Origin of the sequence: Roseibium aggregatum, assembly GCF_014692675.1 — a bacterium.
Lineage (GTDB): Bacteria > Pseudomonadota > Alphaproteobacteria > Rhizobiales > Stappiaceae > Roseibium > Roseibium aggregatum_C.
Genome location: NZ_JABFCZ010000025.1, coordinates 100,761 through 107,374 on the forward strand (window position 1 = coordinate 100,761; position 6,614 = coordinate 107,374).

The 6,614-nt window shown below is 60.5% G+C and carries 8 protein-coding genes; 5 read left to right on the forward strand and 3 right to left on the reverse strand.

Annotated features, from left to right (window positions below; genetic code table 11):
- Positions 1-92: 92 nt before the first annotated feature.
- Positions 93-929 carry an FkbM family methyltransferase gene (locus HK439_RS21015; RefSeq protein ID WP_190293442.1) on the reverse strand — a complete coding sequence of 279 codons (837 nt, stop codon included), beginning with the start codon at positions 927-929 and terminating at the stop codon, positions 93-95.
- A gap of 222 nt (positions 930-1,151) precedes the next feature.
- On the opposite strand from HK439_RS21015, the gene HK439_RS21020 reads away from it, so the two are divergent.
- Together HK439_RS21020 and HK439_RS21025 are read left to right on the forward strand one after the other, a co-directional pair.
- Entirely contained in the window at positions 1,152-1,559 is a 408-nt protein-coding gene (locus HK439_RS21020; RefSeq protein WP_190293443.1) for a group II truncated hemoglobin, read from the forward strand.
- 6 nt (positions 1,560-1,565) lie between these two features.
- Positions 1,566-1,877, forward strand: a complete 312-nt coding sequence (locus tag HK439_RS21025) for a hypothetical protein (protein WP_190293444.1) — start codon at positions 1,566-1,568, stop codon at positions 1,875-1,877.
- Between the two features lie 47 nt (positions 1,878-1,924).
- On the opposite strand, the gene HK439_RS21030 is transcribed toward HK439_RS21025, so the two are convergent.
- Together HK439_RS21030 and HK439_RS21035 are read right to left on the reverse strand one after the other, a co-directional pair.
- A complete protein-coding gene (locus tag HK439_RS21030; protein ID WP_190293445.1) occupies positions 1,925-2,719 on the reverse strand; it encodes a YdcF family protein in 795 nt (264 codons plus the stop codon).
- 142 nt (positions 2,720-2,861) lie between these two features.
- A complete protein-coding gene (locus HK439_RS21035) occupies positions 2,862-3,596 on the reverse strand; it encodes a DUF4396 domain-containing protein (protein ID WP_190293446.1) in 735 nt (244 codons plus the stop codon).
- A gap of 201 nt (positions 3,597-3,797) precedes the next feature.
- On the opposite strand from HK439_RS21035, the gene HK439_RS21040 reads away from it, so the two are divergent.
- The 3 genes from HK439_RS21040 to HK439_RS21050 all read left to right on the forward strand — a co-directional run bounded on the left by HK439_RS21040 (position 3,798) and on the right by HK439_RS21050 (position 6,541).
- The gene (locus tag HK439_RS21040; RefSeq protein ID WP_190293447.1) at positions 3,798-3,980 is read left to right on the forward strand and encodes a DUF3008 family protein; all 183 of its coding nucleotides are present in this window, start codon (positions 3,798-3,800) and stop codon (positions 3,978-3,980) included.
- A gap of 157 nt (positions 3,981-4,137) precedes the next feature.
- Complete coding sequence (locus tag HK439_RS21045) at positions 4,138-4,707, forward strand: iron transporter (RefSeq protein ID WP_190293448.1); 570 nt, start codon at positions 4,138-4,140, stop codon at positions 4,705-4,707.
- Between the two features lie 328 nt (positions 4,708-5,035).
- Positions 5,036-6,541, forward strand: a complete 1,506-nt coding sequence (locus HK439_RS21050; protein WP_190293449.1) for a cbb3-type cytochrome c oxidase subunit I — start codon at positions 5,036-5,038, stop codon at positions 6,539-6,541.
- Positions 6,542-6,614: the final 73 nt, after the last annotated feature.

The following is a 6,614-nucleotide window of genomic DNA, read 5'->3' on the forward strand; positions in this document are numbered from 1 at the left end:
TTGCCCACCCCATGGCCGCTGCGCAAGCCCGGTACCTGACGCCTAGTCAACTCAATCCAGATATTTTTTCGGGCCGCCGCAAACACGTGGAATTACAACCTGTGGTATTTGGCCGACTCCGGGCGATGGGCGTAAATGTGGAATACCGGAGCGCCACCCTGGGCCATGGGATGGTCTTCAACCACGGTGCTGTAACCGTGTTCCTCAAGCTCGGCGCGGATCGTTTGCAGCTCTTCCGGTCCCCGGTGCACCTCCACCAAAAGTTGCCGGATGCGCGGCCAAAGCGCCGGACTGATGCCGTCCAGCACCGCGCGCTCCTGTCCTTCCGTGTCGATCTTCAAAAGATCGATGGTGTCCACGCCGAAACGCTCCACCACATTGTCGAGCGTATCCACATCTGCCGTCACCTCTTCGCTTTGAAACAGGTGCTCGATGAACTCCTCGTCGCCGAGCCGTTCATAGGTGCCGGTGCTGTCGATGACCGCGCGGATATCCGCGCTCGCGCCGCCCTGGCCGAAAAGGAGGTTCTTCAGCCCGTCGGCGAGCGTCTTGCCCACCGCCGAATCGCCGGTGGAGAGCGCGGACAGCGCCGGATAGTGGTCGAATTTCGCCTGACCGGGGGCCGCTCCGAGGGCGAGACGGTTGGCCTTGACCTTGTCGCCCATGGCAGCGGCATTGTCCTTCAGGGCCTCGAAGGCGGCCGGCATCGGCTCAAAAGCAAAGATCCGCCCTTCCGGACAGAGATCGTGCAGCCGCAGGCAGAACAGGCCGATATTGGCGCCGACGTCAAAATAGGTGCCGTCGGCAGGCAGGTCCAGCCCGCGTTCCGTAAGGTCGTCGGAGACGACTTCGTGCCAGCCGTAGCCGACCTCATAGGCATTCACACAGTGCACGGTCCGTCCGTCGGGAAGCGTCGTCGTCAGGCTCATTGTCGTTCATTACTCCTAGCAATGAGCCTCACGGCTCCCGTCCATCGGATTGATTCTGTCTAGCATGATCCAGATGGCACGGGAACCGATGCGAGGCACTTGTACCGGTCCAATACCCAGCCAAATCAGAAGCTGTGAAATATGCGTTCCAGGTGGTTATATTTGCCGCGCAGCCGCCAGGCCGGAGCGGCACGCACTCGACGGGGCAACAGCGGAGACGACATGGAAGACGCCGGGCAGAAAGACACTCTATTCGAACGGATTGGCGGTTCGGCGGCGATCGACCGGCTGGTGGATCTGTTCTACGAGCGCATGGATACCCTGGCCGAGGCAAAGGGCATCCGCGCCCTGCATGCGGCCGATCTCGGCCCGACGAGGAACGACCTGAAGCGGTATCTCACCGAGTGGACCGGCGGACCGAGGCTCTACACGCCCGAGAAGGGCCATCCCCGGATGCGCCAGCGGCACATGCATGTCGCGATCGGCGAACAGGAACGGGACGCCTGGCTGATGTGTATGCGCGGCGCACTGGAGGAAACGGTCAGAGATGCCGAAGCCCGCGCCGTTCTTTACGAAAACATGGCCAAGCTCGCCGACTGGATGCGCAACCAGCCGGAACAGGGAACGTAGAAGGATATGACCGCCGGTTTGCGCAGCCTCCGCACTGTTCCTCCCGTTGCTGTGGAAGAGCTTCGGCACATGCCGACACGGGCCTTGCTGAAGCGGCTCGAAGACCTGCGCGGCCTGCATGAAACCTGCGGGGATACGGATTGGGACGAAGAAGAGCACGACGCGGTAAAGGCCTCGGGCCTGATCGCCTACAAGGATACGGAGATCTGGAAGCAAGCCTATGGCGAACTGAAAACGGAGCTGCAAACGCGTGAGCACGTGGACCGGGGAGGCAGACAGGCCCGGCGCAGGGCCCAGCAGGAAAAGCAGCGAAGATAGGAGCCGCCAAGGCCGATGAGCCGGGCCCGCAATCCGGGCTTGCCGCGTCAGGGGGAAGGAAAGAAAGCCTTGCTGCGTCCGGTCAGCCAATAGGCCGCAAGCCCGACCCATTCCCGGAAGGCGATATCGAACCGTTTCAGCCCTTCGGAAGCTCCGGCAAAGCCGAGAAATTTTCCTTCCGGCCCTCGCGTGCGATAGTCCACCGGCCAGGCGGTCAGGCCGCTCCAGCCGGCTTCGCGAAACACGCTGATGGCGCGCGGCATGTGATAGGCGGAGGTCACGAGCAGCCAGGTCTGGCCGGGTTCGGGCTTGACCAGTTCCCGGGTAAAGACCGCGTTCTCCCACGTGTTCCGAGATTTGTCCTCCAGGACGATCCGTGCCGGGTCGATGCCGAAATCGGTGAAGAGCCCGATGGCGACCGCCGATTCCGTCGTCTGGCCGGCGACAAGGACGCCATGGCCGCCGGTATGGATGATCTTCGCGCTGGGAAGCTTTCGGGCGAGGCCGGCAACAGTCGTCAGCCGTTCGGCCGACGTCGTCAGCGCAGGTACGCCGCGCGCGCCGGAGGTGATCGTGTCTACGGCGCCGCCGAGAACGATGATCCCGTCGACATTGGGAAGGCTGTCCGGCCGGGGAAAACGGTCTTCGAGCGGCTCAAGCAGAAGATTGGCAGCAGGAGAAAACCCGAGCACCGCGAAACCCAGAAACGCGGACGCGATTGCAGCCATGCCGGTCCGCCGCCACCGGCTCAGTCTCAACAGGAGGCCCAGCCCCATGAGGATGATCAGGAAATTTGTCGGCCGGATCAGGAAAAAGAGGATCTTGGAAAGATAGAAAAACATGCAAGGGTCCCGGAATCAGGGTTTCGGGGAATTAAACCACATCATTTGGCGACTTCGTGACCGGATGATTGAAGGCCCGCCATCCGGCTGCGTCCGGTCTCCTCCTGCCGCCGGCACGATGAATGTCAGTATCGCGCCGGACCTACATCCTTTCCTTGATCCCGACCGTAATCAGATACCAGTTGACCGGATAGCTGGTCAGGAGACCGGCCAGCATGGCGAGCTGCATTGCAAACCAGAACTCAGGCGTGTTCACGTCTGCCCGCGTAGCAAAAGCGGCCGGGAAAACAAGGAATTGAAGCAGCGCCATCATGCCGTACATGCCGACCTGCCAGGAGACCAGGGACAGTGTGTCGGCCTTCAATGCCGCTATTAGCCCCTCCTTCATCGAAAGGTTCCGCATCGGGACGATCGCCAGATATTGAAAGACGATACCGAGCGCAAAGGCGAAGACGAAATCGAGCCCCCATGCGGCGAAGATCTTGTCCTCGAACACAGTCTTCCAGCCGAACAGAAGCGCTGTCGCCGGCACCGCGAAGGCCAGCCATTCCGCGATCACATCGCCGATCATGCATCCGCTGCCGCAATGCAATGCGCCCTTGCCGACGATGACGGGAAAGGGCGTTTCGACCTTGCTCGGCATTTCCTCTCCACGCTTCATGGCCGCGTGTGCGACCTCATGTGTCGCAAGCCGCCCGTAGCGGAAATAGAACCAGAGCAAAGGAACGGAGCCGAAGAGCGCGGTGACCGGCCAGACAATGTTCATGATCATCATGTGCTGGGGATGTCTTTTGACATCGACGGCAATGATCAGCGCGGATAAAGCGCCCAGGCAAAGCGTGCCAATTGCCAGCAGGTGAAACCAGTCGGGAAACATGCGCATCTCCAGTTCGTTGGGCGGACAAGGTTCGAAGACGGAACGCCTCCGGGTTCCGAAAGTTCCTTCCTCAATGAAATGCCACTGGACGCGGCCGCAATCTTCGACGGAACAATCGGGAATTTCGAGCGTTGAGAGAAGGAGACTGCGATTCAAGGCGGGCGTTAAACAGGCCCGAATACCGAAAGAGGAGGCAGACAAATGCCGGCAAAATCCGAAGCCCAGCAAAAGGCCGCGGGTGCGGCGCTATCCGCCAAGCGCGGTGAAACCAGCAAGAGCGACCTGAAGGGAGCGTCCAGGGAGATGTACGACTCCATGTCCGAAAAGGAACTTGAGGAGCTGGCATCGACCGGGAGCAAGCAGAAGGGCGACAGCGGCTCCTGATGTGCCCGGATGTCGGATCGATTGCGCCCCGGAATATCGCGTGATCAAGAATATCGCGTGATCAAGACGTCCGGTCCGCCGGTTTCCGAAAGAATGCGAAATTTTTTTGGAACCATTAACCATCTCGCGTGTTTTCAGGACAAAGGAAGGTGAACCCATGTCCCTCAAAACCGAAACCTCTCCCCACAATCCTCCCGCCACGCCCAGCGATGAAGCCGATGAGAACCAGCTCGAAATGGCGGCTGAGGAAGGGCGGGATTATCTCGCGTCGCTGGAGTACATGGCGACGAAAGTGGCCGATGCAGGCGGCAAGACCCGCGCCGGCGACTATATCGTGGCCTTCGCGCAGGAACGCGCCGAAGGCATGTATCACCTGAAGGATGGACAGCTTGAGTGGGTCGACGCGCCCGCGGACATGAACTGCCACATGGAAGTTGCCGTGGCGGACGCCGCCGACAAGCGGTTCATTCCCTATCTCGACATCGAATGCACCTTGTCGAAAGACGGCAAGCATGTCGTGTCCTTCAAGCCCGATTTTCTCTGGCATCCCGGACTTTACCACTACGGCAAGGATTTGAGGCTGCCGGACGGCGACGGAGTTTACGACCTGAACATCCGGATCGCAGCCCCTGACTTTCCCCGTCACGACAAGAAAAACGGCAAACGTTATGCAGCGCCGGTCGAAGTGAATTTCGAGAAAATTCAGGTAACGACCGGACACGAATAATCTCCCGGTGATGCTGCCGGTGCAGAGGGCAGCAGCATCACCTGGAGGTCCAGCGCCTGTCCGATCCAGGTTCTCGATTTGAGTTGATTTTCGAAGCCCGCGTTTCTGCCGGGCAAGAACAATCCGGAGGAAGCAAGACCGATTGAATGTCTTTGGCGTCAGAGAGCGCCGCAGATCGACAGGCAGCCATTGGCCCCGGGGCGTCATTCTGGCGGATCCGGGTGAACCTGGCAGCGATCGAATTGTCCCGCGCCCGAAGGTGACACGCGGGATGATGACCGTTGGTCAATCCGCTAATGGCTCGAAGGCAACCCGGGAAGGAAAAACCATGGGAGAGACCACAGCCAGTGGACCGGCATCCGGCGATGCGATCGCGCCAGGGCAATTCGCCTACGACGATCGCGCTTCGAAAGTATGGCTGTACAGTTCGCTTTTCTGGATCATTTTTCTCACTGTAGACGGCCTGACGATGGCCACCGAACTCTTGACGCCCAATCTCTTCGCAGGGATTGGTCCTCTGGAGTTCGGTCGCATCCGCCCGATGCACGTCAATGCGGCGATCTTCGGCTGGCTGACCATGATGTATGTCGGCGGCGGGTTTTACGTACTGCCGCGGCTTTTGGGGCTGCGCTCGCTGTGGAGCGAGGAACTCGGCATCTGGACGGCATGGCTGTGGAACCTGAGTTTCGCCGCCGGGATCGTCGCGCTCGGCCTCGGCTACACCCAGGCGCGGGAATATACCGAGCTCATCTGGCCCGTGGACGTCGCTCTCGTCCTGGCCCTGTTGTTGAACATCTTCAACACGATCATGACGGTCATGCACCGTCGCGTGAAGCCTCTTTACGTCACGGTCTGGTGGTTCGTGGCAAGCCAGCTCTGGCTTGCAGCGGATTACGTCATCGACAATGTGATGTGGCGGCCGGGCGCCATGCTCGGCAACGGAGTGGAGGGGGCTGGCGGCCCGTCGGGCGCGCTTGCCGATCCGCTCGCCGACGGCATGTTGAACTGGTGGGGCAACCATAATCTTTTCGGCCTCTGGCTGACACCGATGATGGTCGCCCTGATCTATTATTTCATTCCCAAGATCACCCGAACGCCGCTTTACAGCCACACGCTGTCCCTGGTCTCGTTCTGGGGGATTGCATTCTTCTATACCGGGGTCGGCCATCACCATCTGCTGCAGGCGCCCATACCCGGCTGGCTGAAGACCTTTGCGACCGTCAACAGCATTCTGCTGCTGGTCCCGGTCTTTGCCTTCGTGACCAACGTCTGGCTGACGATGCGCGGTAACTGGTCGTCGTTCTTCACCAACATTCCGATGCGCTTCCTGCTCACCGGCTTCATTTTCTACTTCCTGGTGAACGTCCAGGGCGCGTTCATGGCGGTCCCGGTCTTCAACCAGATGATCCATTTCACCAATTTCATCGTCGCCCATGCCCATCTGGCGCTCCTGGGCGCCTTCACGTTCGTCGGCATGGGCGTGATCAGCTATCTCGTGCCGCAGTATCTCGGCCGGCCCATCTACAGCCGGCAGCTTGCGGAATGGCAGTACTGGCTGATCTTCATCGGCTTCACCGGCTTTTTCTGGGTCCTCACCTTCGCCAGCTTCCTCCAGGGACAGAACTGGGCGATGGGCATTCCCCAGATCAACGTGCTGCCGGAAATCCGGCCGCACTACATCGCGCGCGCCATCTTCGGCGCGATGATCGTCATGTCGGCAATCGTGCAGGCGATAAATGTCATCGGGACGCTTTTGACCGATACGAGCCAGGGAACGCGCAAGGAATTCCGGGCCTTCGCCGGGACGTCCGAAACCGAGGGAGCTGCGTCATGAGTGATACCGCCGGCGGCCGCTACCCGAGCCACCCTCCGATCCCGCCGCAAGTGCCGCAAACCTCGCCCCGGCG